Annotated in this window: 27 protein-coding genes and 2 other annotated features; of the genes, 23 read left to right on the forward strand and 4 right to left on the reverse strand. The window is 37.6% G+C overall.

The window, feature by feature from the left end; all coding sequences use genetic code 11:
- The first annotated feature begins 169 nt into the window (after positions 1-169).
- The 11 genes from murI (at position 170) to rsmI (ending at position 8,727) form a co-directional block, all read left to right on the forward strand.
- On the forward strand, positions 170-961 hold the full coding sequence (gene murI / locus JOC49_RS03640; protein ID WP_204662460.1) for a glutamate racemase: 792 nt from the start codon (positions 170-172) through the stop codon (positions 959-961).
- Entirely contained in the window at positions 945-1,196 is a 252-nt protein-coding gene (locus tag JOC49_RS03645) for a hypothetical protein (protein WP_204662462.1), read from the forward strand. Before murI ends, JOC49_RS03645 begins: the two co-directional genes overlap by 17 nt.
- Positions 1,197-1,220: 24 nt before the next feature.
- Positions 1,221-1,416, forward strand: a binding site (T-box leader).
- Positions 1,417-1,474: 58 nt separating this feature from the next.
- On the forward strand, positions 1,475-2,749 hold the full coding sequence (serS, locus tag JOC49_RS03650) for a serine--tRNA ligase (RefSeq protein ID WP_204662464.1): 1,275 nt from the start codon (positions 1,475-1,477) through the stop codon (positions 2,747-2,749).
- 12 nt (positions 2,750-2,761) lie between these two features.
- A complete protein-coding gene (locus tag JOC49_RS03655) occupies positions 2,762-2,917 on the forward strand; it encodes a hypothetical protein (RefSeq protein ID WP_204662466.1) in 156 nt (51 codons plus the stop codon).
- A 20-nt stretch (positions 2,918-2,937) separates the two neighbouring features.
- Complete coding sequence (locus tag JOC49_RS03660; RefSeq protein WP_204662469.1) at positions 2,938-4,308, forward strand: aminotransferase class I/II-fold pyridoxal phosphate-dependent enzyme; 1,371 nt, start codon at positions 2,938-2,940, stop codon at positions 4,306-4,308.
- Between the two features lie 5 nt (positions 4,309-4,313).
- A complete protein-coding gene (gene lepB / locus JOC49_RS03665; RefSeq protein ID WP_204662472.1) occupies positions 4,314-4,874 on the forward strand; it encodes a signal peptidase I in 561 nt (186 codons plus the stop codon).
- Between the two features lie 53 nt (positions 4,875-4,927).
- Positions 4,928-5,251: a cyclic-di-AMP receptor gene (locus tag JOC49_RS03670; RefSeq protein ID WP_204662475.1), complete on the forward strand. Its 324-nt coding sequence runs from the start codon at positions 4,928-4,930 to the stop codon at positions 5,249-5,251.
- Between the two features lie 11 nt (positions 5,252-5,262).
- Complete coding sequence (locus JOC49_RS03675) at positions 5,263-6,144, forward strand: DNA polymerase III subunit (protein WP_204662478.1); 882 nt, start codon at positions 5,263-5,265, stop codon at positions 6,142-6,144.
- A complete protein-coding gene (locus tag JOC49_RS03680) occupies positions 6,141-7,049 on the forward strand; it encodes a PSP1 domain-containing protein (RefSeq protein WP_204662481.1) in 909 nt (302 codons plus the stop codon). The genes JOC49_RS03675 and JOC49_RS03680 overlap by 4 nt, the downstream gene beginning before the upstream one ends.
- Positions 7,050-7,120: 71 nt before the next feature.
- Positions 7,121-7,897, forward strand: coding sequence for a tRNA1(Val) (adenine(37)-N6)-methyltransferase (locus JOC49_RS03685; protein WP_204662483.1), 777 nt, complete (start codon positions 7,121-7,123; stop codon positions 7,895-7,897).
- The gene (gene rsmI / locus JOC49_RS03690) at positions 7,894-8,727 is read left to right on the forward strand and encodes a 16S rRNA (cytidine(1402)-2'-O)-methyltransferase (RefSeq protein ID WP_204662485.1); all 834 of its coding nucleotides are present in this window, start codon (positions 7,894-7,896) and stop codon (positions 8,725-8,727) included. Before JOC49_RS03685 ends, rsmI begins: the two co-directional genes overlap by 4 nt.
- 46 nt (positions 8,728-8,773) lie before the next feature.
- Here the strand turns inward: rsmI and JOC49_RS03695 are convergent, their stop codons facing one another.
- From JOC49_RS03695 to JOC49_RS03705, 3 genes are all read right to left on the reverse strand, one after another.
- Positions 8,774-9,016: an AbrB/MazE/SpoVT family DNA-binding domain-containing protein gene (locus tag JOC49_RS03695; protein ID WP_204662487.1), complete on the reverse strand. Its 243-nt coding sequence runs from the start codon at positions 9,014-9,016 to the stop codon at positions 8,774-8,776.
- Positions 9,017-9,110: 94 nt separating this feature from the next.
- Complete coding sequence (locus JOC49_RS03700; protein ID WP_204662489.1) at positions 9,111-9,557, reverse strand: methyl-accepting chemotaxis domain-containing protein; 447 nt, start codon at positions 9,555-9,557, stop codon at positions 9,111-9,113.
- Between the two features lie 62 nt (positions 9,558-9,619).
- A complete protein-coding gene (locus JOC49_RS03705) occupies positions 9,620-10,003 on the reverse strand; it encodes a YxiG family protein (RefSeq protein ID WP_204662491.1) in 384 nt (127 codons plus the stop codon).
- 151 nt (positions 10,004-10,154) lie between these two features.
- Positions 10,155-10,366: a binding site (T-box leader), on the forward strand.
- Positions 10,367-10,417: 51 nt separating this feature from the next.
- Between JOC49_RS03705 and metG the strand changes: the two genes are divergently transcribed.
- The 11 genes from metG to JOC49_RS03760 all read left to right on the forward strand — a co-directional run bounded on the left by metG (position 10,418) and on the right by JOC49_RS03760 (position 23,075).
- Complete coding sequence (metG, locus tag JOC49_RS03710; protein ID WP_204662493.1) at positions 10,418-12,346, forward strand: methionine--tRNA ligase; 1,929 nt, start codon at positions 10,418-10,420, stop codon at positions 12,344-12,346.
- An 83-nt stretch (positions 12,347-12,429) separates the two neighbouring features.
- Complete coding sequence (locus JOC49_RS03715) at positions 12,430-13,197, forward strand: TatD family hydrolase (RefSeq protein ID WP_204662495.1); 768 nt, start codon at positions 12,430-12,432, stop codon at positions 13,195-13,197.
- 10 nt (positions 13,198-13,207) lie between these two features.
- Positions 13,208-13,756, forward strand: coding sequence for a ribonuclease M5 (gene rnmV / locus JOC49_RS03720; protein ID WP_204662498.1), 549 nt, complete (start codon positions 13,208-13,210; stop codon positions 13,754-13,756).
- Positions 13,749-14,624: a 16S rRNA (adenine(1518)-N(6)/adenine(1519)-N(6))-dimethyltransferase RsmA gene (gene rsmA, locus JOC49_RS03725; protein WP_204662500.1), complete on the forward strand. Its 876-nt coding sequence runs from the start codon at positions 13,749-13,751 to the stop codon at positions 14,622-14,624. The genes rnmV and rsmA overlap by 8 nt, the downstream gene beginning before the upstream one ends.
- On the forward strand, positions 14,621-15,178 hold the full coding sequence (locus tag JOC49_RS03730; RefSeq protein ID WP_204662502.1) for a GNAT family N-acetyltransferase: 558 nt from the start codon (positions 14,621-14,623) through the stop codon (positions 15,176-15,178). The genes rsmA and JOC49_RS03730 overlap by 4 nt, the downstream gene beginning before the upstream one ends.
- Positions 15,179-15,203: 25 nt before the next feature.
- Positions 15,204-16,058: a DegV family protein gene (locus JOC49_RS03735; RefSeq protein ID WP_204662504.1), complete on the forward strand. Its 855-nt coding sequence runs from the start codon at positions 15,204-15,206 to the stop codon at positions 16,056-16,058.
- 28 nt (positions 16,059-16,086) lie between these two features.
- Positions 16,087-17,286 (forward strand): HD domain-containing phosphohydrolase, encoded by a 1,200-nt coding sequence (locus JOC49_RS13430; protein WP_204662507.1) that lies wholly within the window; start codon positions 16,087-16,089, stop codon positions 17,284-17,286.
- 313 nt (positions 17,287-17,599) lie between these two features.
- Complete coding sequence (gene tyrS, locus JOC49_RS03745) at positions 17,600-18,826, forward strand: tyrosine--tRNA ligase (RefSeq protein ID WP_204662509.1); 1,227 nt, start codon at positions 17,600-17,602, stop codon at positions 18,824-18,826.
- Positions 18,827-18,844: 18 nt separating this feature from the next.
- Positions 18,845-19,609: a helix-turn-helix domain-containing protein gene (locus JOC49_RS03750; protein ID WP_204662511.1), complete on the forward strand. Its 765-nt coding sequence runs from the start codon at positions 18,845-18,847 to the stop codon at positions 19,607-19,609.
- Positions 19,610-19,870: 261 nt separating this feature from the next.
- Positions 19,871-20,620, forward strand: coding sequence for a lytic transglycosylase domain-containing protein (locus JOC49_RS03755; RefSeq protein WP_204662514.1), 750 nt, complete (start codon positions 19,871-19,873; stop codon positions 20,618-20,620).
- An 88-nt stretch (positions 20,621-20,708) separates the two neighbouring features.
- The gene (locus JOC49_RS03760) at positions 20,709-23,075 is read left to right on the forward strand and encodes an ATP-dependent DNA helicase (protein WP_204662517.1); all 2,367 of its coding nucleotides are present in this window, start codon (positions 20,709-20,711) and stop codon (positions 23,073-23,075) included.
- On the opposite strand, the gene pepV is transcribed toward JOC49_RS03760, so the two are convergent.
- Positions 23,068-24,444, reverse strand: coding sequence for a dipeptidase PepV (pepV, locus tag JOC49_RS03765; RefSeq protein WP_204662520.1), 1,377 nt, complete (start codon positions 24,442-24,444; stop codon positions 23,068-23,070). The genes JOC49_RS03760 and pepV overlap by 8 nt on opposite strands.
- 132 nt (positions 24,445-24,576) lie before the next feature.
- Between pepV and JOC49_RS03770 the strand changes: the two genes are divergently transcribed.
- Complete coding sequence (locus JOC49_RS03770) at positions 24,577-25,740, forward strand: class I SAM-dependent methyltransferase (protein ID WP_204662522.1); 1,164 nt, start codon at positions 24,577-24,579, stop codon at positions 25,738-25,740.
- Positions 25,741-25,778: the final 38 nt, after the last annotated feature.

Below are 25,778 nucleotides of genomic sequence, written 5' to 3' on the forward strand. Positions count from 1 at the left end.
ATGTTAAAATGTAGGAGTAACTACTTGAATTCTTCGTAGGTTCAGCGAAAATATCGATTTTTAATGGTTTTCGTAAAACGACGTAGAATTTAGGTATTATACAAAACTCTCTTTACGTTTACAACGGTTGTGTTATAATGATTCAAGATAAGAAATGGCGGTGACGTATATGGACAAATACAGTAAAATAGGGGTATTTGATTCCGGACTGGGCGGGTTATCGGTAGCGGATATGATTCGTACGATTTTGCCTGCTGAAGATTTAATTTATATTGGTGATTCTTTGCATGCGCCTTATGGTATCAAAACTAAAGAGGAAGTTGTTCAACTTTCTGAAAATGTTTGCAATCAGTTGCTTACAGAAGATGTAAAAGCAATTGTTATAGCCTGTAACACGGCTACAAGTGCTGCGGCGGATAGGCTTAGAGCCAAATATAACTTACCTATAATTGGAATGGAACCGGCAATTAAACCTGCCCTTTTAAATACAAAAGGACGCGTATTGGTTCTTGCCACTGAAATGACATTAAAAGAGCAGAAGTTCAATGCCCTTGCTGAAATGTTTGATGAAGCCCATCGTCTTTTAAGATTGCCCGTACCCGAGTGGGTCGAACTTGTGGAAAATGCGCTTTGGCAACAAGAACATGTAAAACAGGTTGTAACTTCTGTTTTGGACCGGATTAAAGTGCCAGTGGAAGCCGTGGTTTTAGGGTGCACACATTTTATTTTTCTAAAACCTTATATTGAAGCCTACTACAGTGGGCATGTTAAAATATTTGATGGAAATGAAGGGACTGTTCAACACCTCAAAAATGTTCTAATACAAAGAGATATGTTAAATGACCATACTGAATGGGGATGCCTCTCCATTGAAAATACAAAAGGTGCTGATTACCGAATTAAATCTGAAAATTTAGTGGCCTGGCTTGAAAAGGAGCGTCAAAATGAATTCAAATCCTGAATATATCGACCTTATAAATTCAAAATTAGAGGCTATACTTGAGGAAGCTGTTTTTGACGAAAGACAAGCGGCAATTTTTGTACGACATTATGGCATTCAACAACCAAGAATGGCCCCAAAAGATATTGCTAAAGCATTAAAAGTACCAAATAAAAAATTAAAAATTGAACTCGCTAAAATAGAGAACCGGGTATTCAATATAATGAAGAAAAATGATTGGATTGACGGTTTTTAAGATTTCATGTATAATGATTGAAACGAAATGGCGTTGATGAGACATAGTACATGTTATCAGCATTAAGAGAGCCGGTGTTTGGTGAAAATCGGTTGCAAGATGCATGGAATCCACCTCTGAGCTTTTGGGTAATACCAGACGTATTCAAGGCGTTAACTTGATTGAGTGGATGCTTTGCATCAATAAGGGTGGCAACGCGGGTTAACTTCTCGTCCCTAATTGGGATGTGAGGTTTTTTTGTTTTTTTGATTAAAAAAAGATCGGATAGGAGGGACGCTATGTTGGATTTAAAACGTATTCGGAATGAGTATGAAACAGTTGAAAAATTAGTGAGTCTAAGAGGGAAAGGGGATTATGGATTGCCTCAGATCCATGCCTTGGATGAAAAAAGACGTGCACTTATTGGGGAAGTTGAAGAACTTAAGAGTCAACAAAATAAAATGTCAAAAGAGATTCCAGCATTAAAAAAAGCAGGTGAAGACACAACAACACTGTTTGCTGAAATGAAGGCGCTTTCTGAAAAAATAAAAGGATTGGACGCGGATGTAAAAGGGGTGGAAGAAGAAATGAACACACTGCTTTTAGAAGTTCCAAATACCTTGAAAGAGGATACACCAGTTGGAGAAGATGATACTGAAAATCCCGTAGTACGTACATGGGGAACACCAAGAACTTTTGATTTTGACCCTAAAGGGCATTGGGATGTGGGCACTGATCTGGATATTTTGGATTTTGAGCGAGCGACTAAAATTACAGGGACACGGTTTACGGTATTAAAAGGAATCGGTGCACGGATGGAACGTGCCTTGATAAACTTTATGTTAGATTTGCATACTGAGACACATGGTTTTACTGAAATATTGCCACCTTTTATGGTGAATCGAGATTCTATGACGGGAACAGGGCAACTTCCTAAATTTGAAGATGATATGTTTCATATTCCTGCAAAGGACTTTTTCTTAATTCCAACAGCAGAAGTACCTGTAACGAATTTATATCGGGATGAAATTTTAGATGAATTGGCGCTTCCAATCTATCATACAGCTTACACACCTTGCTTTAGAAAAGAAGCGGGATCAGCTGGAAGGGATACCCGCGGTATCATCCGGCAGCATCAGTTCAATAAAGTTGAACTTGTTAAATTTGTGCGTCCTGAAACCTCATATGAAGAGCTTGAGCATTTGACAATGGCTGCTGAGGAAGTTCTAAAAAGACTTGAACTGCCTTATCGTGTTGTAAGATTATGCAGTGGTGATGTTGGATTTTCTTCTGCCATGACTTATGATATTGAAGTTTGGTTACCAAGCTACAATGCATATAAGGAAATTTCAAGTTGTTCAAATTTTGAGGATTTTCAAGCAAGACGCGCTAATATTCGGTATCGGGATGCAGAGACAAAAAAGGTTAACTTTGTGCATACATTAAACGGGTCTGGACTTGCAGTTGGAAGAACTCTAGCCGCGATTTTAGAAAACTATCAAAATGAAAATGGCAGCGTGACAGTGCCTGATGCCCTAAGACCTTATCTTGGTGGTAAAACTGTGATAGAATAAATGGAGTGGCAAATGTCTATTATTGAATGGGTTTTTGTAATCATGCTTGCTGCTTTGATGCTTGGGGTTATTTTCTACGTGACTTTGGATTTATTTAGAGATTTAAAATATTATAAAATGAAGCAAAAAAATGTAACATCAATTCAGTCACGCTCAAAACGGAAATAAGAATCAGAAAGGATACCAGGATGCGATTATTGAAAACCCTTGAAAAGATGAATCAAGACAATCTGATATCCTTTCATATGCCCGGTCATAAAGGTGGACGTTTAATTTCAAACTTACTGGAAGATTTTTTAAAGAAAGATATAACGGAAATACCAGGTGCAGACAATTTGCACAATGCCAGTGGGTGTATTTTGGAAACAGAAGCATCAATTTCAAGTTTATATGAATCACGTAGATCCAGACTTTTAGTGGGTGGGAGCACATCCGGTGTATTGGCATCAATACTTGGGATTGTGCCCCAAAATGGCCGGATTGCCATGAATCGAAATGCCCATCAATCCGTCTATAATGCTGTAGAAATTGGTGGACTGGAGCCTGTTTATATCGCCCCAACTTTTGACAATGAACGCGGTATTGTGACAGGCATTTCTCAATATATTTTGGAGCCGCTACTTGAGAATGTATCTGCGCTTATGTTGACTTATCCGACCTATGAAGGCATATGTTACCCCATAAAGCCGTTGATTGAGTGCGCTCATAAAGCCGGGATTCCTGTTATTGTAGATGAAGCACATGGGGCACATTTAAAATTTTTTGACACGTCACACGTATCGGCTTTGGATTTGGGTGCCGATCTTGTGATTCAAAGTTTTCATAAAACCTTACCGGCAATGACACAAACAGCCTGTTTACATGTTGGTAAAGATGCTTTATTGACAGACCATCAATTGGAAAATGTAATGTGGTATTTGGCATCTTTGCAAACAAGTAGCCCTTCTTATGTTTTAATGGCTTCAGTTGATGCCATGTTATCTGTAATGGAAACGAAAGGGGCATCGCTTGTTCAAGATTTGATAAATCGTTTGTCTAGCTTTTATGAAAAAATGTCCAGGCTTAAAGCGCTTGAGATCAAGAGGTTACCCAATCAAGAAATTACAAAGATTATAATTTTTTCAAAGTGGCTTTCTGGTAAAGCAATAGACTCAAAATTGCGTGTAGAATTCGGTATTCAATCTGAGTATGCTTCTGATCAAATTTGTTTATTAATGACAAGTGTGGCAACGACTTCTGAAGATTTGGATTTCCTTGAAAGTGCGCTTTTAGAAATTGATGCATCAATTTCTAAAGAAAAGCCTCAAGACACGGGACTTAATTTTGATGAAATTTACACCTTTATATCAAAAAAAGAACATAGAGTTTATAGTGCTTCAGAAGTTCGAATGATGGCCTGGGAGACGGTATCAAGTGAAACTGCACTTGGAAGAATCTCTAAAGATTATATAATTCCATATCCACCTGGAATTCCTATTGTGGTTCCTGGCGAAAAGATAACGGATGTGGTAATGCCACTTATACAAAAAGAAACACAAACGATTAGAATATTGAGGTGAAGCAGATGGGAAAATTAAAAAAGGAATTGTTTGAGTGGCTTCAAGCAATTTTGACAACAGTTGTGGTCTTTCTTGTGTTGAATATTTTCTTTGCCACAACGACTGTATACAGCACATCCATGTTTCCTACATTGGTGGAGAAGGACATGCTTTTCATGTTAAAAGTTGGTGAGATTGAAAATGGAGATATTGTATCTTTTAAGTCTCAGTTGACACTCACAGAAGCTGACTATGAGGGATTAAATGTCCTGCAAAAACTCCTTCATAAAGAAGGTGAACGTAAAAATTTAATAAAACGTGTGATTGCTGGTCCTGGCGATTCCATAGAAATAACTTCCGGAGTTGTTAAAGTTAATGGAGAAACTTTAGAGGAGCCTTATGTGAACAGCGAGACAACAAAAGATGTTCCCTATCAGGTTGTTCCAGAAAACAGTTATTTTATGATGGGTGATAATCGAATGGTAAGTTATGACAGCAGAGATTTAGGATTTGTTGTGGAATCAGACATCATAGGGAAAGTGTTGTTTCGATTCATGCCAATTCAAAAAATTGGAACTGTGAATTAAAGGTTAAATTTGTGGTATAATTATACTAATAAACTATAAAAGGGGGCATTACGATGAAACTCATTATAGCAATTGTACACGATGAAGACGCACATGCACTCGTAAAAAAACTCACTGCGAATGACTTTGGCGTAACAAAATTAGCGTCTACAGGTGGTTTTCTAAAATCAGGGAATACAACACTTATTATAGGAACACCAAAAGAGCGCGTTGAAGTTGCAACAAAAATTATTGAAGAGACTTGTCGAACTCGAAAAGAAATTACAACGACCACTTCATTAATGGGTGACAATAGTGTTATGGGGATGCCACTGGAAATTTCAGTTGGTGGTGCTACTGTATTTGTTGTTGATGTTGAAGACTACATCAAATTATAGGAGTGTGTCACATGCAAGCATACTCCGAACAGTTGTCTTTTTTAGTAAATGCACTTAAACAAGATAAACTGTCTCACAGTTATATTTTTTCAGGAACTGAGCATTTGGCTTTTGCCAGACAATTTGCAAAGATAATTTTATGTAAACAGGAACACACAGGTTGTGATTCCTGTTCGTCTTGTGTAAAAGTGAATTCTGACAATCATCCAGATTTAATGGTGGTTGAACCAGATGGTGCATCGATTAAGAATGCGCAAATTGAAGCTTTACAGGAATTTATGATAATCAAGCCTTTTGAAAACGAGAAAAAAATTGCCATTGTACATTTGAGTCATTTAATGACTGAATCTGCACAGAATCGATTGTTAAAAGTACTTGAGGAACCACCGGCGCATGCAGTTTTGATTTTTTTGACAAAGCACATGGAAGGCCTTTTGGAAACTGTTAAATCCAGATGTCAGATTGTAGGATTTAATGGTGAAATGGAAGTTGAAAGCAGTGACGTAGCATATGAAACGTTATTAAATCAAGCGGCGGATTTTGTACTAAGCTTGGAAAACAGAGATGTTGGACGTTTGCTGGCATTTGGTGTTTATGCCAAGCAGGAAAAGAAGCATTTTCCTATGTTTTTATCCATGGTGGCCGTTTTATTGAGGGATTTAATGATTTATCGTGAAACTGGAAATAAAGAATTGATTCATAAAGAGAATTTAACTATACTTGAAACAAGAGGACAATTGATGAAATCAAGTGGTCAACTCTCAAAGAAGGCCATGATTGATTTTATATTAACCATAGATCAAGTTGAACAAAAAATAAAAAACAACATGAATTTTGACCTTACTGTTGATAATTTATTGTTTCATTTTATAGAATATGAGGAGGGAAAATGATTCCTGTAATAGGTGTGCGTTTTAAAAAAGCTGGAAAAATATATTATTTTGATCCAGGTGATATAGATGTTGAAAAAGGACATCACGTTATTGTTGAAACAGCTCGTGGTATTGAGTATGGTGAATGCGTTATTGGGAAACGCAATATTTCTGAAAGTGAAATTGTAAGTCCGTTAAAACCGGTTGTAAGAGTTGCTAATGATACGGACGATGCCGTTCATTTGGAAAATAAGGCTAAAGCCAAAGAAGCTTTTGGTGTTTGTGAAGAAAAGATTCACGCACATAAGTTGGAAATGAAACTTGTGGATGTGGAGTATACTTTTGACAACAATAAAGTGATTTTTTATTTTACAGCAGAAGGCAGAATAGACTTTAGAGAATTGGTAAAAGATCTTGCGTCTGTCTTTAGAACGCGAATTGAACTAAGACAAATTGGTGTTCGAGATGAATCAAAAATGGTAAAAGGACTAGGTCCATGTGGCCGTGAAATCTGTTGTGGAAGTTGGCTTGGTGATTTTGCACCAGTTTCCATTAAAATGGCAAAAGATCAGAATCTTTCATTGAATCCTGTGAAAATATCAGGACTATGTGGACGTTTGATGTGTTGTTTGAAATACGAACATGACACTTATGTTCAAATAAGAGTAGGTATGCCAAATCGTGGAGACAGGGTTCAGACGCCTGACGGTCCTGCCTATGTATTTGACACCAATATTTTACTTGAGGAAATAAAAGTGCGCCATATACTTAAGGAAAAGCCGGAAGAACTGGGCGAAGATCTAATTGCCTATAAGAAAGACCAGATTGAAGTGGTACACATAAATCGCGGTTCTTCTAAGCATTCAAAATCAAACAATAACGATGAACCTGTTGATTTTCGTGAACTCAAGAAATTGGAAGATTAAAGAAAAACGCTTGACTTCAGTTGGAGTTCAAGCGTTTTTATTGTAAATTTGGATTAGAAATGGAGAAATAGATGGTTTTGGTACATGCACATGAACGCGTGGATGACCTCCAATTAGATGGATTAAAAGTCATTCAAGACCCTTCTGGTTTTTGTTTTGGCATTGATGCTGTTTTGTTAAGTAATTTTATTAAACTGAAAGCCAAGGATGTAGCGGTGGAGTTTGGAACAGGAACGGGTGTCATTCCAATTTTACTTTCAGGTAAGGCAACGTTTAGGAAAATTATGGCATTTGAAGTTCAATCACAAATGGCAGATATGGCAAATAGAAGTGTCCTTTTAAATAATTTGCAAGAACGCATAGAGATTGTAAATGCAAATTTAGTTGATTCACTGGACTATATAGGGGCGGGTAGTGTGGATGTTGTTTTTTCTAACCCACCTTATATGACGGGATCAGGCGGTCTTAAAAATCCGTCTGACTTAAAAGCAATTTCAAGACATGAAGTTTTGTGTACTTTGGAAGACATTGTGGATAAAGCCTCTAAGTTGTTGAAATTTAGAGGGAATTTCTATTTAATCCACAGGCCTTCAAGGTTAGTGGACATATTTGCTTTAGCACGGCAGTATGGCTTGGAGCCAAAGGTTCTGCGGATGATTCAGCCGTATGCCCATAAAAAACCTAATATTTGTTTGATTAAGTGTGTAAAAGGTGGAAATTCAGAACTAACTGTTTTGGAACCACTTGTGGTATACACGCCAGAAGGAAATTTCACAGATGAAATCTATGATATATATGGCATGGAAAATATAACCGCTTTTACAAAGGAAGAAGAGGGTACAAGATGAGTGGAAAAGTGATGCTTTGTGGAACCCCAATAGGCAATTTAGAGGATATAACATTACGCGTTTTGAATGCCCTTAAGGGTTGTGATGTTGTATACGCTGAGGATACCAGGCAAAGTTTGAAATTGTTGAATCATTTTGACATTAAGAAGCCTATTTACAGTTATCATGAACATAATAAAAGCATAGCTGGTCCTGAAATAATAGAAAAAGCTTTAAGTGGACAAAAAATTGCACTGGTAACAGATGCCGGTATGCCAGGTATTTCTGACCCAGGTGAAGATTTGGTGCTTCTTTGCATTGAAAAAAATGTACCTTTTGAAATTGTACCGGGCGTAACAGCTTTTTCAACAGCACTCGTTGGGTCTGGGTTTTCGACAGCCCAGTTTGTATTTGAAGGGTTTTTAAGTCGGGATAAACGCCAAAAGAAAAAACATATTGAAAGGCTTAAATTTGAACAGAGAACTTTAATTTTCTATGAATCCCCACATCGACTGAAAGAAACCTTGAAATTATTATTAGAGGGTATGGGGAATCGAAATGCTGTAGTTGCCCGTGAACTTACCAAACGCTACGAGACGTTTCGTAGAGGTTTATTGTCAGAACTAATCGACTTCTATGAGGGTGAAACAATTAAGGGCGAAATTGTCCTCTTGCTTGAGGGCAACTCCGAAAATGAAGAGAAAACGGAATCAAATTATACAGAGCTCAGTGTTCAGGAGCGTTATGACATGCTTCTTGCAGAGGGAATGGATCGAAAGAGTGCTATGAAAACAGTAGCCGCGGAGCGTCATTTGAAAAAAACGGAAGTGTATTCGATTTTAAACCGATAAAAAAAGTCCGAAACTCAGCAATTATCTGCTGGATTCGGACTTTAAATTATGCGTTTTTGATTTCATCCATACAAGCTGGACAAATATTTTTTCCTTTAATGTTTTTAACACCTTTTGCTTGACCACAAAAAACACATGCAGGTTCATATTTTTTAAGTATGATGGTATCGCCTTCCGTGAAGATTTCAAGTGCATCTTTTTCGCCAATTGCCAGTGTTCTTCTTAATTCAATTGGAATAACAACTCTACCCAATTCGTCAACTTTTCTTACAATACCCGTGGATTTCATAATTTCCTCCTTAGCTAAATACGCTTTACAAAATGTATCATAATATAAAATTTACCAAATGTCAATAAAAATGGTAGAATTAAACAATTAGAAATTATTTTGAATTCATGACGTCATCCACTTCGTCAACGACATCTTGAAAATCATTGACTTTACTCTTGAAATATTTGTCATAAAAAGCTTTGCCAAGGGCTACAGTGTGCATTGTTGAAGATAACGCCTCTACCATGCCTTTGTTTTCATTAATAGATGACGAGACAGAATGTGTGGTCTCTGCAATATTGTCTACAGTAGATCTAAATGCAGAAACATCATGTGCCACTTCTTCTGTTATGGATTCAACATTTTTGGCAAGTCCAGGGACAATATCCAGTGTCGCGTCAATGCTCTTTTGATTGGTTTCTACGATTTTGTTGACTTGCTTTACAATCAATAAAGCGCGTCTTAAAATCAGAATGACGTAAATGAGTAAGAGGACTAAACATCCCCATAGTACAAACACTAAAAAATCTTTCAGGGTGAAAATCATCTGGCTGTCCATTTGTGGCCTCCTCAGAATTCATGTTAGTGACATTATACCCTAAAAAAGATTTTGTAACAAGTTTAGCGAACGCTGAAAGCCTTATTGTTGATTCTAATTTTATGGGCATCAATGTACAGAGAGGAGTCGTTTAAATTAACTGCGAAATTTGGAATTGAGACGAAAATATCCTCGTCTGAATTTGTTTTAACAGTGGCAAACTCTCCAAAGCCCAAATCATCATAAGAGATGATGTTTAAATTTTCATTGGATATGTCAAGTTCGTTTTTAAGATCGTGATCTATATAATAAAATGCTTTAACGTCTTCAAAGATGATTTCAACAGGAATCAAATGGTCCTTGTTGCTAATGCCAACAGAAATTTTCTCAAAGTCAGTGTCAATGTTGATGGAATTGATTTTTCCTTTAGCATAAGCGTCTAAAACAGGATTTACGCTATGAGTCATGGGTCTCACCTCCTAAATGAATTTAGCAAGTATATTAATATCATAAAGTATAGACCCTTGCAACTGATTTTTATTAGAATTCATATTTCAATTAAAAAAGTTGCACTTCGTTCAAAGTTGTGTTACAATTTGCCTAAATTATTAAGGCATGTAAAAGGTTGTGAAAGGAAGAGTAACTACGGAGAAATCTATAGAGAGTCGACGGATGGTGAAAGTCGATGATTGAGAAGTAGTGAAGATGGCCCTGGAACTTCTTTGCTGAGCAAAAGCTAGGCAAAGACGTCTGTGCACGTTATCGCACATATGAGCGCTGCAGTTGCAGAATCTGGGTGGTACCGCGGAATTGTTACTTTCGTCCCTTTGGGATGGGAGTTTTTTTATTTTTTGAATTATTATAATAGAGGAGTGATCTAAATGGAAAAGGGAAAATTTTATTTAACGACGGCAATTGCATACACTTCAAAGATTCCACATATTGGGAATGTTTATGAAGCTATCTTATCAGATGCTTTGGTACGCTTCAAAAAAGAACAGGGGTACGAGACCTATTTTTTGACAGGAACCGATGAGCATGGGCAAAAAATTCAGCAGCAAGCAGAAGAAAGTGGGAAAACACCCAAGCAGCATGTTGATGAAATTGCTGGTGAAATCCAGAGAATTTGGGACCTTATGAATGTAAACTATGACCAGTTTATTCGAACAACTGATGAGAAACATGTTCGTACGGTTCAAAAAATTTTTAAAACCCTTTATGAAAAAGGCGATATCTATAAGGGTAAATATGAGGGACTCTATTGCACACCTTGCGAATCTTTTTGGACGGAGTCGCAATTGGTTGAAGGGAATTGTCCTGATTGTGGTAGACCTGTTGGAAAAGCAAGTGAGGAAGCCTATTTTTTAAAACTTTCAAAATATCAAAAGGCGCTTGAAGAACACATAGAAGCGAATCCTACATTTATTTGGCCGGAATCCAGAAAAAATGAGATGTTGAACAACTTTATCAAACCAGGCCTCCAAGATTTGTGCGTTTCAAGAACTTCTTTTTCATGGGGAATCCCTGTGGACTTTGATCCAGGACATGTGGTTTATGTATGGCTTGATGCGCTTTCAAACTATATTACAGCGATTGGATATGACCCAGAGGGTTCATCGGATCACTATAAAAAGTTGTGGCCTGCAGATGTCCATGTGATTGGAAAGGATATTGTACGGTTTCATACCATTTATTGGCCAATTATTTTAATGGGACTTGGAGAGCCACTTCCGAAACAGGTTTTTGGGCATCCTTGGCTTTTAACAGGCAAGGATAAAATGAGTAAATCTAGAGGGAATGTCATTTATACAGATGATTTGGTAGATTTGTTTGGTGTAGATGCGGTTAGGTACTATGTGCTTAGAGAAATGCCTTATGCTTGGGATGGCACAATTACCTATGAGATGATGATCAATCGTATTAATGCAGATTTGGCCAATGTTCTAGGCAATCTCGTGAATCGTACTGTTGCTATGGTAAAAAAATATTTTAATGGTGAAATTCAAAGACCGCTTAAAATGGAACCTTTAGATAGAGACCTAATTGAACTTGCACTTGGAACGCCAGAAAGAGTTGCTGAAAAAGTAAATGCTTATCACATAGCAGATGCTCTAGAAGAAATATGGGTCCTTCTTAGAAGGAGTAATAAATATATTGATGAGACAACGCCATGGATTTTGGCAAAAGATCCTGAGAACCATGAGAGATTGGGAACGGTTCTTTACAATTTGCTTGAAAGTATAAGATTTGCAGGTGTTCTATTAAAAGCCTTTATCCCTGAAACTGCCAATAAAATATTAGATCAAATCAATGCGGAAGCTAGAGCCTTGTCTTCTTTAGAAGGATTTGATGGTACACGATCTGGTAAATATGTTGGAGAAGCCAGTGTTTTGTTTGCACGACTGGATGAAAAGGAAATTATGGCTTCAGTAGAAAAAATTAAGGCAAGAGACGCGGTGGCAATGCCAGAACCCGAACCGCTTGTTATAAAACCTGAAATCACAATTGATGATTTTGCAAAAATAGACCTTAAAGTTGCAAAAGTTCTTTCAGCTGAAAAACATCCAAAAGCAGATCGATTATTGGTGTTACAGCTGGAAATTGGACCTGAAGTTCGCCAAGTGGTTTCAGGTATAGCTGGTGCCTATAAGCCTGAAGAATTAGTTGGTCAAAATGTAATTTGGGTGGCAAATTTGAAGCCGGTTAAACTTAGAGGGATAGAATCTCAAGGTATGATTTTGGCTGCAAGTGATTCTGATTCATTAAAATTATTGACTGTAGATATGAAAAGTGGCACTCAAGTGTCTTAAGACTTGGAACCGCATGTGAAAAGCATGCGGTTTTTTCTTTGATCTATGGTAAAATAAAGGTAATTGGAGATTTGGAGGAAAATATGCTATTTGATTCACATGCACATTTGGATGCATCACAATTTGATAAGGACCGTTCACAAGTCATTGAGAGAGCCCGGGAAAATGGCGTTGCATTTATAATGAATCCAGGAGCAGATTATGCATCAAGTGTGGCAGCGCTTGAGCTTGCAAAAACTTATGACTTTATATATGCTGCCGTGGGTGTTCATCCGCATGATGCGGAAACGGTAACCCCCGATCTTATGAAAAAACTTGAAGAATTGGCCCGCCATGAAAAAGTAAGGGCTATAGGCGAAATTGGTTTGGATTATTATCGAGATCTATCCCCTAGATCTATACAAAAAACAGTATTTAGAGAACAGATTCAGCTGGCGAAACGTCTTGGATTGCCCATTATCATACATGATAGAGATGCCAATCAAGATGTTCTAGAACTATTGAAGTTGGAAAGTGCATTTGATACGGGTGTGCTGATGCACTGTTTTTCAGGGTCTCATGAACTGGCTGTTCAGTATGTTAAACTTGGTGCTTTTATTTCCATTGCTGGCCCAGTTACTTTTAAAAATGCACGAAAGACGGTTGAAGTTGTAGAAAGAATTGGACTTGACCGTTTGATGATTGAAACGGATGCGCCATATTTAACACCGGAACCTAATAGGGGAAAGCGAAATGAGCCTGCATATGTGCGGTATACATGTTCAAAAATTGCGTCAATACTCAATGTTTCGGAAGAAAGTGTTGCGCAAAAAACATTAGAGAATGCAAAAAGATTTTTTTCAATAGAATAGGAAGAAGAATATGGAGAGAATTAAAGAAAGTATAGTAGTAGAAGGAAAAGATGACGAATCTGCTGTAAAAAAAGTAGTTCAGTGCGATTGTATTATTACACATGGTTTTGGCATACGCGAAAGCACGTGGAAACGCATTGAAAAAGCGGCGGCTACGGTAGGTGTCATTGTGCTTACAGATCCTGATTTTGCAGGTGAAACAATTCGAAAACGGATTAATGCTCGAGTTCCGGGGTGTAAACATGCTTTTATCAGTCGAGAGGACGCAAGGGCGGGTTTGGATATAGGGGTTGAAAATGCATCGCCTCAAATTATTATGGATGCCCTCTCAAAAGTTAAAACTGTAAACCCTTTAAGCGAAAATATATTTAGCCAAGCAGACTTAATCCGTGATGGTCTTAGTGGTTCGAATGATGCGGCAGAGAAACGTGCCAAAGTAGGAAAAATACTTGGAATTGGCTACTGTAATGCCAAACAATTTTTAAACAGATTGAATCACTATGGCATAACAAGAGAACTTTATGAAGATACAATTGTAAAGGTGGGTGAAAATGAATAAATTAACATCACCTAGAACCATCCGGGATATTATGGATCGTTACGGGTTTAAATTTAGCAAGCGTTATGGCCAAAATTTCATTATTGATGAACATGTTTTGGATAAAATAGTTGAGGGCGCTCATATTACAAAAGAAGATGCTGTGCTTGAAATTGGTCCAGGTATAGGGGTTATGACAAATACGCTCTGTGAAGCAGCAGGTCAGGTTGTTTCAGTTGAGATTGATAAGACACTGATGCCAGTTTTATCTGAAACAGTTGGACACCATGAAAATCTTCATATTATTGAAGGGGATATTCTCAAGATTGATATAAAGGATTTGTTCGAAAGGCATTTTAAGACTAAAAGGCCTAAACTTGTGGCAAATTTGCCTTACTATGTAACCACACCAATTATAATGAAATTTCTAGAAGAACATATACCCGTGACAGATTTGGTTATCATGATTCAGAAAGAGGTTGCAGATCGAATTTTGGCTTCTCCATCGACATCTGATTATGGTGCACTTTCAGTTGCCGTTCAATATTTTACAGAACCCTCAATTGTAACGCGTGTTTCCAGAGATTCTTTTATGCCAGCACCGAATGTGGATTCAACTGTACTTAGACTTAAGGTCAGAGATAAATCACCAGTAAAACTTGCAGATGAAACTGTATTTTTTATGACTGTAAAAGATGGCTTTGGGAAAAGACGAAAAACACTTCTGAATGCATTGACAGGTGGGTTTTTAGGACTCACAAGAGATCAGGCAAATGAGGCGCTCGCGTGTTCAGGAATATCACCTCAATTGCGGGCTGAAACACTTGGTATAGAAGAATTTGCAACTTTATCGAATTGTATTGTCGATGTTATTGGGGCACTCAAATGATCAAGCGGGTATATGAGACCGAACGGCTGGAACTCAGGGTTTTAACCCCTGAATTTGCAAGCGTAGTTTTAGAGTTTTACAAAAAAAACGAGCGTTTTTTAATGCCATGGGAATCTCAAAAACCACAAGGTTTTTATACAGACTCTTTTCAAACCAAGATGCTTGAACTTGAGGAGGATGCCTTTCTTAAAGGCCACATGGTACGCTATTGGCTCTTTCTAAAAAACAATTTGAGTTACGCTATAGGATCTGTTTCTCTTACAAATATTACTAGAGGTGCTTTTCAATCCTGTTATTTGGGGTATAAACTCGATGAAAACTGGACTGGAAAAGGGTATATGACAGAGGCACTTACACTTGTAACTGAAATAGCATTTAAGGCCTACGGGTTACACCGGATTGAAGCCACTGTTATGCCTAGAAATATTAAGTCATTAGCACTTTTAAAAAGATTGGACTTTAGGAATGAAGGCCTATCAAAGTCTTATCTTAAGATTAATGACGTGTGGGAAGACCATTATCGTATGGTCAAGTTAAATGAGAACATGTTATAATATATAAAAATGGGGGGAGGAATTTATGGCACTTAAAATCATAACAGACAGTGCTTCAGATTTACCGCAAGAATTGGCAAATAAACTAGGTGTTGAAATTTTACCTATTCTTGTTTATATAAACGGAGAAGAACATTTAGATTCAGTTACCATTAAACCCGATGATTTATATCATGCCATGCTCAAGGGTGCAGAAGTTAAGACAGCACAAATTCCATTGAACCATTTTATTGAGCATTTTGAAAAATTTGCTCAAACAGGAGATGAGTACATTTATTTGGCATTTTCATCAAATTTATCTGGTACATACCAAACATCAGTATTGGCATACGAAACTGTTAAGGCATCTTTTCCAAATTTCAATATGACAATTGTAGACACTAAGTGTGTTTCCCTAGGCCTTGGTGTTATTGTTGCAGAAGTTGCTGAAATGGTACAACAAGGTGAGACTTTTGAAGTGGTGATGGAAAAGATTAACAGAGATATTGTGCATATGAAGCATGTTTTTTCTGTGGATGATTTAAACTATTTGCTAAAAGGTGGCCGTGTGAGCAAGTCTCAAGCGGTATTTGGGAATCTTCTTAATATAAAACCAATTCTTAAAGTAGAGGATGGGTTTTTGGTGCCATTTGACAAAGCAAAAGGTAAAAAGAAAATGCTTTCTAAAATTTATGACTTTATTTCTGAAAATGGAAAAAATCTCGACCGGCAAACTGTGGGCATTGCACACACTTTAAATAGTGAGACAGCAAACGAAGTTAAAGCACATTTTGAAACGGTTTACGGAACGGGGAAATTTATAATTAACGCTTTAGGATGTGCCGTAGGTGCCCATTGTGGCCCGGGGATGATCACTATATTTTTCAAGGATGAAATTTAACGGATTGAGTATTGGATGGTGAACGATTGTGAAAAGACTCAGAACAGATCAACTGAAAAAAGGCATGGTTTTAGGAGAATCTATTATTGATGCCAGTGGTGTTGTTGAACTCTTGAGCAAGGGGACAGCACTTACAGACCGTCATATTGAATTGCTGAGCAATATGTCGTATGAATCTATTGTAATTTTGGAAGATCACGACGAGCTGGTTAAAACGGTGGACCTTGACGTCAACAAATTGAATTCTGAAGCTCGAAAAAATGGTGAAGCATTTGATATTGAAAAACTTCTTAAGGACCTTGAAGAAGTAGATGGTCATGTCTATGAACCCACTGAAAGAAGTGCCGTTAATCGAAATATGGAGATTCACGTTCTTACAGGAGAAGGCAATATTCCTATAGATGTGCGTCACGAAAAAACACTTGAATCTACCAAGGAGGTGTTTAAAAAACTCCAAGATACAGGGGATCTTGATTTAGACCAAATTAGAGAAAACGTTGAAGATATCTTGCCGGATATGATTCGAAATAACGATGTTCTGATGAGGTTGAATCAACTTAAGGCTTCCGATGATTATACGTTTCAACATTCACTTAGGGTGTCTATTTTAGCTGCGATGGTTGGAAAGTGGCTTGGGTACTCTCATGAAGAACTTGTTGAACTTGGCGAAGCGGGACTCTTATATGATATTGGAAAGATGAACATTCCAGATTATTTGTTGAAAAAAGAGACGCATATATTGCCTGAAGAATTTGAACTCCTAAAAAAACACGCTCAATTGGGCTATAGTATTCTGCTTAAAACCAAAGGGGTTACAACAAATATAAAGTATGCTGCTTTGCATCATCATGAACGTATGGATGGCTCTGGGTATCCGCTCAGGCTAAGAGAAGGACAAATTCATGATTTTGCAAAAATTATAATGGTGTGTGATGTTTTCGATGCAATGATTACCGACCGCCCGTATAAAAAAGGCGTGTCACCACTTTTAGCGGCAGATTATTTGTCGTGGTCCAGCGGTAAACTTTTCGATCCTGAAGTGGTTTATGTATTCACAAAAAAATTGTCTGAGTATTATACAGGGAAAAATGTTCGGCTGACAACTGGGGATGTGGGCAAAATTGTGTTTGTAGATCAGAATTATCCAACGAGACCAATTGTCCAAGTGGGTGAAAAGTTTGTTGATTTGATCAAAAATAGGTCTATTCATGTGGAAGAACTCATGTAAACCTTGACAAAAAGACTTAAGTTTACTATAGTAATTGTAATTTGATAATGGGCTTGTCCCATAAGGCGTTAAGTGATTTAAGTAGAAGCGGATATTGAGTTGTAGAGAGGCTTGCGGTTGGTGAAAGCGGGTCCGGTATTCGATTTGAAATACGTGTCATTAGCCTTGACAGGAAACTGTCACGAAACTGCGCGTTAAGCGGATAGAGGTGATTTTTTAAATCATGAAGCAAGGTGGTAACACGGGTACTCTCGTCCTTCGAGGATTAGAGGCCCGTTTTTTTTTATGTCAAATATTATGTGAGAGGTGACTTATGAAAAGTGTATATGATGTGTTAATGGAAAGAGGGTATATAGAACAGATTACGCATGAGGAAGAAGTAAAAGCACTTCTGGAGAAAGAACGTGTTACGTTTTATATAGGCTTTGACCCAACTGCAGACAGTTTGCATCTTGGACATTTTATTCAAATTATGGTAATGATGCACATGCAAAATGCTGGGCATAGACCCATTGCCCTTATTGGTGGGGGGACTGCAAAAATTGGCGATCCATCTGGGAAAACGGATATGCGAAAAATGCTTACACCTGAAACCATTGTGGAAAATGGAAACGCCCTACAAAAACAAATGGAGAAATATTTGAATCTTGATGGCGAAAATGGATTCGTGGCAAATAATGCCAAGTGGCTGGATGAACTTAAGTATATTCCATTTATCCGTGAAATTGGAAGTAAATTTTCAGTAAATAGAATGCTCACAGCTGAATGCTTTAAACAGCGATTGGAAAAAGGATTGAGTTTTCTTGAATTCAACTACATGATTATGCAAGCCTATGACTTTTTAGAGTTAAACCGCGAACTGGGCTGTCAAATGCAACTGGGTGGTAACGATCAATGGTCTAATATTATTGCAGGTGTTGATTTGGTGCGTCGAATGGAAAGCAACCAAGTTTATGGGTTGACATTCAAATTGTTGTTGACCAGTGATGGGAAAAAAATGGGGAAGACGGAATCAGGTGCTATATGGATGGATCCGGAAAAAACGTCGCCCTACGAATTGTTCCAATATCTTAGAAATATTGAAGATGCAGATGTTGAAAATTGCTTAAAGCTGTTAACGTTTTTACCAATGGATGAAGTTAGAGAACTGTCTGCACTTGAAGGGTCTGAAATTAATAGGGCCAAAGAAGTGCTGGCATATGAGTTTACAAAAATTGTTCACGGAGAAGAAGCGGCAGAACAATCACTTGAGACTGCACGGTCACTGTTTTCTAATGGAACAAAGAACGAGAATATGCCAACAACTGAAATGAAAACAGAACTTTTTGAAGCGGGTATGGGGATTTTGGATGTGATGCTTGAAATTGGACTAATCCCTTCAAAAGGTGAAGGTAGACGGTTGATTCAACAAAATGGTGTGGCAATCAATGACAGTGTTGTAACAGATTTTGCAAGAACGCTTGATATTTCGGATTTTGAGTCGGGTGACGTGGTGATTCGTAAAGGCAAAAAAGTTTTTCATAGAATCAAATTGATTTAAGCCTGAAAGGTGGCACAGATGGAGTTTTGGGAAACCATTGAAAGGGAAGTTTTTGAGAATACAGAATTAGATGTTTATGAAAAAATGTGTTTGTTGGTTTTAATGAGTAGGGATGAAAATGCAAAACTCACATCCGAAGCATTGGCAAAGTTCATGGGGTGTGGAAAAGTAACTGCTAAACGTGCTTTTGACTCTTTGCGTTTAAAAGGATATTTGGAGAAAGATTATCAATCAAATCCCCCTAAAAAGTATGGCAGTAAAGTGATTCGAGACCAAGACCGAGTCGATGAAATTACAAAAGTGCCCGATACGTTTGAAGATGACTTTAAACCCGGTTTTTTTACAGCTGATTCTCAGGCTTCTCGCTCGGAAATTTTGGCTTCGGATGAGGATTCTGAAACAGAACGACTTAGAGATATGGCGGCTTACCTTCTTGGAGATTCTTCAGCACCAGATGCACCTGTACCAGTTTTTAAAAGTCAAAAGGAAAAAAATGCTGCCATGGTAGACCAGGTGATTGAATTGGTACAGGAAAAAATAAGTTTCAAAGAAGCCAACATCATATTGGCAATTTCTGGTAATGACTTTGATAAAATAAAACGTGCTTATCAAAAAGCAAAAGCGTCACAAGTTACAGACACAATAGCTTATATGATACAAGTGTTACAACAACCAGAGTCCTATGTAATCAAGTCGGAAAGTACTACGAATTCAGACACTCAAATTGATTCCAATAGGCTTAGAAAGATGCAGGCATACAATAATCTAACACCTAAAAAGTAAAAAAATGGGAATTTAATTGTGGTAAATATACAATACAATTTAGTGCAATTTAACCCTAGCATAGAATAACGCTGAATTTACAACGTTTTAGAGCGTGGAAAAAAATGGGTATTCTCGAGTGGTTTGGATTAAACCAACATAAGTTACATTTTCTTAATTGACACATTATGAACTTGTGCTATAATTTGAAAAGTCAAATGAACATGGCCATGCCGTGTTCATTCTGTTTTTTAATAAAGCATGTTAAGGAAAGGTGAACTTATGAAATCAGTAAATAAGATTTTGCTTGTTGTTCTGGTGATTCTCGGGGTTGGATTGGTATCAACTGCAGAAAAATTCTTAGAAGCAACAAATGAAATCGACTTATTAAGAGCGGAGAGTGAGCGGATGTCACAGTCACTTGCTGCACGAGATGAAGAAATTGATAACTTAATTATACAAGTAGAACAGGCGAATGCCGTAATTGAAGCGCAAGCGCCAATTGTGGAAGAGTTTAAGCAGATATCCAGATTTATTGATTTGGATGCATTTGAAACCACTCAATTGGAAAATGTTAAGGCAATTTCAGAGCAAACGCCCTTGGATTATGAGGGTGCCTTATCACTTGTTAAATATGCAGACCGTTTTGATATTCCTTATTCTTTGGTTTTGTCTATTATTGACCTTGAGAGTAATTTTGACCGTGAAATCGTCGGGGCAGATCAGGACAGAGGCTATATGCAGATTATTCCGGGGACAGAAAAGTGGTTGGCCACTGAATTTGGTGAGGAACTGGGACTTGAATACGATCCATCGCGGATATTTGAATCCGAGTATAATTTGGCGCTTGGAATAAAGTATTTGGATTTGCTGATGGATTCATATGGTTCTAATTATGAACGCATCCTATCTGAATACAATAGAGGACCTACAAATTTAGCAAAATATTATGAAGCGTATAAAACGTATTCCACCTCATATTCTAGAACCGTACTTTCTAGAGAAAAAAAATATGTTGCTTTGAATGATTGATTTAAAAGAACCGGTATGAACCGGTTCTTTTTTATTGGGTTATGTGGTACAATTAGAGCGAACATACGTTCACGGGGGGGAGTTGTTTATGGGATATGAAGGTAAAATATCTGTTCGCGGCTTAGTGGAATTTGTGTATCAATCTGGAGACTTGGATACACGCTTTACTGGTAAGAGCCGTATGACAGATGGTATAAAAGTGCATCAAAAAATTCAAAAATCTCAAGGAGATGCCTATGAAGCAGAAGTGCCTCTCTCAAAAAGAGTTTGCATTGATTTGGATCGAGAAATATATCTGACTGTGAGTGGGCGGGCGGATGGCGTGTTGTCGACACCGGATCTGCAAATTATTGATGAGATTAAAGGGACTTCTGTATTTTTAGATAAAATAGATGCAGATACATATCCAGTCCATTGGGCTCAAGCTAAAATGTATGGTGCTATTTATTCCGAACTGCATGGCCTAGACGAAATGGGCATTCAACTTACATATGCGGATTTCGATTCTGGTGCTGTGAAGCGCATTAAACAGGTTTTTCAAGCGACGGAACTAATGAACTTTTTACACCACACCATTAACCTATATAAAAAGTGGTTAATTTTTAAAATGGATTGGCGCATTAAACGCAATTCTAGCATTGAAAATTTAGATTTCCCGTTTGGCGCTTATCGTAAAGGGCAAAGAGAACTGGCGGTGTCGGTTTATAATACAATAAAAAATGGTGAGATATTATTTGCACAAGCGCCTACAGGAATTGGTAAAACCATGTCGACGCTTTTCCCGGCGTTAAAGACAATGCCTGCTGATTTTACCGAAAAGATATTTTATTTATCGGCTAAAACCATTGCAAAAACAGTTGCGGAAGAAGCAACAATAAGAGTTAGAAGCAGTTCTGAATCCGTTTTTTTAAAGCAGGTGACTTTGACTGCAAAGGATAAAATTTGTATAAATGATGACGTGATATGTAATCCAGATAAATGTCCCTACGCTAAAGGTCATTTTGATCGTACTTTAGATGCGCTATGGGATGCTGTATCGCATGAAGATGTTTATAAGAGGACTTCTATTGAATTTTATGCTCGAAAACATCAAGTTTGTCCTTATGAATTTTCTCTAGACTTGGCACTTTTTTCAGATGTTATCATATGTGATTACAATTATGCGTTTGATCCGCGTGTTTACTTAAGACGTTTTTTTGACATGCCAACAGAAAACTTTGTTTTTTTAGTGGATGAAGCCCATAATATGGTAGATCGTGCGCGAAATATGTATTCTGCAGAACTCAGTCGTGAGAAAATAAATTTCGTTAAAAAAGAACTTACAGATCGGGATAAAAAATTAAAAAACGCCTTGGAAGCTGTGAACCGAGCACTTCTAAAAGTTCGGAAGAACTGTGATGAAACAGGAGAATGGGTTTCGGAAACTGGAGATGACACTTTGGATCCGATTGTAAGAAAACGGGCATTAGTCATTGAAAAATGGCTAACAGAGAATCAAAATGTGTCGTATTATGAGTCTGTGTTGGACCTTTATTTTGACTTTTTAGGATTTTTGAGAATTAGTGATTTGTACAGTGCGGGTTATTTAACCTACATAAAAAACGGTCATCTGCCACAGATGGTGTATAAGTTATTTTGCATTCACCCTGCGGAGAATTTGAAAAGGTTTATTTCAAACGCCCGTGCTGTTGTGTTTTTTTCTGCAACCTTGTCACCTATGTCCTATTATAAAAAAATGCTGCTGGGAGATTCAAATGCGAAAGCTTTAGATTTACCCTCTCCTTTCGATGAGGCAAATAGGGTGATGCTTTTTTCAAAAGATATTTCTGTTAAGTATAAAGATCGAGATGAATCTATTGAAAATGTCGCGCGCTACCTGTTTCAAATGGTGAGCACTAAACGGGGAAATTATATGGTTTTTTTTCCGTCGTATCACTATATGGAAAAAGCGTACACTTTGTTTGTAAAAACCTATCAGGGGGATTGGAACATTTTAAGACAAGAACGTGATATGACAGATGAGGGGAAAGAGGCTTTTTTATCAGAGTTTGATTTTGAAGAAAATAAAAAACCCGTTATTGGGTTTGTGGTTATGGGCGGACATTTTTCGGAGGGGATTGACTTAAAAGGACAATCCCTAATTGGTGTTATGGTTGTAGGTGTTGGGCTTCCTATGATATCCTTTGAAAATGAATTGATTAAACGCTATTTCGATACATCGGGCGGAAATGGTTTTGAATTTGCTTATCAGTTCCCGGGCATTAACAAAGTGATGCAAAGTTCGGGCCGTGTGATTCGGTCTCAATCAGACAGAGGTGTAATCCTCCTAGTGGATCAGAGGTACACCTCTGGTTATTACAGACGCCTGCTTCCTAAAGATTGGGGCAAGACATTTACAAGTTTGCTGACATTTCAAGATCAACTGAACAGTTTTTGGAATGGTGGGCCTATTTAGAAAGTTCGTAAATAGCCTGTGTATATATTTCTGTTATTTTCATTAAATCAGGTATTCTAATGTATTCGTTTTTTTGATGCATGGTATCTTCCTGCCCCGGGAATAAGGCGCCAAAGGCCACTGCATTGGGCATTGTCCGTGCATATGTGCCGCCTCCAATGGTAATAGGTTTTGCATTTTCATCGCCCGTGCACGTCTTGTAGACGGTCATTAAAGTTTTTACTAAAGGGTGATCTGGTTTAAAAAATAGAGGCGGTGCACAATGCCAATTTGTAAGCTCGATTCCAGTGCCTCTTATGGCAGAATCGATAGCTTTTTTTAATTTTCTTTCTTTATACGTAATTGGATATCTAATGTTTAGGACCATTTTCCCAGAATTCTCCGTGATGTGAAGCATGCCTAAATTTGAAACCAAAGCATTAAAATAGTCTTTATGTGCAATTCCCAAGGATTCTCCATCGGTTTCAGTTCCGATTCGTTCAGCAATGTATCTTATAAAATCGGAAGTATCGCCAATCTGTAAATCTAATATACTTAAAAATTGAATCAGTTGAGAAATGGCATTCACACCTTTTTCGGGCGTGCTGCCATGAGCGCTTACGCCGTGACACTTAATATGAGAAACTGAACCTTCTTGTGTGAGGACCAAATCCGCTTTGTCATAAAGTGCTACAATTTCACTTAAATCAAAGGGTGAAACGACACTTGCTGTTGCAAGTTCTGGAACCATATTTGGGGCTGTCCCCCCTTTTATTTCTAAAACTTTAATCCCGCCATCCTCATCTTGTGGACCGAATTTTTTTGTGAATTCTGCAAGGACAATGCCCATTTCGCCATGGATTACAGGGAAGTCCGCATCGGGGCTAAAAGCCACGGTGGGTTTTTCTGCTTTTTCTAAATAATATTTCATACAATTGCTGCCGCTTTCTTCATCGGTTCCCAAAATAAGGCGGATCCTTTTTTGAGGTGTAAAGCCAGAATCTTTTAATATTTTCATGGCGTATAGGCAGGCAACCATTGGCCCTTTATCATCCAAAGTGCCACGGCCATAGAGTCGATCGTCAACTACAACACCTGCATAAGGTGGGTGTGACCAACCGGTTCCTTCGGGGACGACATCTAGATGGCAAAGAATGCCTAGCATTTCTTTACCTTCTCCGAATTCAATATATCCTGCATGATGGTCGACATTAACAGCCTTAAACCCCATTTTTTCGCCAATTTCAAGGGCAGCATCAAGTGTCTTTGAAATTTCTACCCCATAGGGGGCATTTGGACCCGGGGCATCCTTAACGCTTTTAAATTTAACTAATGTTTGAAGTGTTTTGATAAGTTCTTCCTGATATTTTGGAATGTTGGTTTCAATCATTTTAATAGCCTCCCCATATAATGATTTATAGCATCAAATTTTTGCGAGATTCAGTGTCAGGTTATCATCCGTGATATAATAAGAGATGAAATAGGACTAATTCTATTATACATGATTTTTTTGGAGGCGCCTATGAAACAAGACTTATATAAAAGTATAAAAAATAAAGAATTGATATTAGGAGTTGTGAGCAATTTAAAAAAAGGCATTGAATCTGCTGCACATAAAATTGAAATTCGGCCTGTTACTGTACAAGATGAATTTAAGTATCAGGTAACTTCTTATGTGGATTCAAAGGTTTTTCACGACAATATGGATGCCAATGCTTTGATTTCATATTTGGAAAATTTGCTGGGTATTTTCTTCAGACAAGGGGTCTTTTTCACTTCGAGTGCAGATTATCAAATTTTATACAGTAAGAAAATGAAGGAGAAGATCTTGAAAAAACCACCCTCTAAGTTTTTAACTCAGCCAACTCATAATCGGGTAAAACGTTACTTAATCCCAGAGGGTGAACCTTGTGATTTTATGGTTTATCTTGGTGTTATGGATGCGAGTGGGAAAGTGTTCAAAAAAAGATATGATAAATTTAGGCAGTTAAATAAATACCTAGAGTTCGTGTCGGATAGCCTTAAGGCATTAGATTTGTCGCATAAGATACGAATTGTGGATTTTGGATGTGGAAAGGCTTATTTAACATTTGCCCTCTATTATTATTTGGTGACGACATTAAAACTAGATGTTGAAATTGTAGGTCTTGATTTGAAGGCAGATGTTATTGAATTTTGTAACGAGACTGCAAATGCTTTGAATTACAAGGGATTGATTTTTAAAAAAGGAGACATCAGAACCTATAATCAGAGTGAAAGAGTAGACATGGTTGTTTCATTGCATGCTTGTGATACAGCGACTGATGCAGCTCTTGTGAAGGCTGTGGAATGGGGTGCCGGTGTTATTTTTGCAGTGCCTTGTTGCCAGCATGAGCTTTTTAAACAGATTGATCATCCAGCCATGATGCCGCTGCTTAAACATGGTGTTGTTAAAGATAAATTAGTGACACTTGTAACAGATACACTTAGAGCGACTGCACTTGAATCTAGAGGTTATGAAGTTCAATTACTTGAGTTTATTGATTTGGCGCATACACCTAAAAATATTTTGATACGGGCTTATAAGTCTCAAGGGACTGATGCAACTCAAGAAAAAGCACTTGAAACTTATAAAGCCTTTAAAAGAGAATGGCATGTTGAGCCGGCGATAGAGGCTTTGATTGAAAAATCGAATAATAAATTGTAAATTTTAGAAATAATTCGTGGTTTTATTGACTTTGATGA

Origin of the sequence: Fusibacter tunisiensis, assembly GCF_016908355.1 — a bacterium.
GTDB classification, from domain to species: domain Bacteria; phylum Bacillota; class Clostridia; order Peptostreptococcales; family Acidaminobacteraceae; genus Fusibacter_D; species Fusibacter_D tunisiensis.